A 210-nucleotide genomic window follows, 5' to 3' on the forward strand; every position below is an offset into this window, starting at 1 on the left:
CAGCGCCTCGGCGCCGACCTCGAAGAACGAGGTGAGCGCGACGCGGTCGTACGCCGGGCGCGGCTCCTCCCCGACGACCACGACGTCGTGGGTCTCGGTCAGGCCGCGCGCGATCGCGGCCGGGACGAAGCGGTGGCCGACCATGCCGGGGCCGACGACCACGAGGGTCGTGCGCAGGTGGGGGCTCATCGGGGGGTTCCTTCCAGTGGG

1 protein-coding gene is annotated in these 210 nt (G+C 74.8%); it reads right to left on the reverse strand.

All coding sequences use genetic code 11. From position 1 onward, the window contains the following. Positions 1-189 (reverse strand): hypothetical protein (locus QWY28_RS24220; protein ID WP_300955435.1); only part of this gene is annotated, 189 nt, incomplete at its 3' end. Positions 190-210 lie beyond the last annotated feature (21 nt).

The organism is Nocardioides oceani (assembly GCF_030412965.1).
GTDB classification, from domain to species: Bacteria; Actinomycetota; Actinomycetes; order Propionibacteriales; family Nocardioidaceae; genus Nocardioides; species Nocardioides oceani.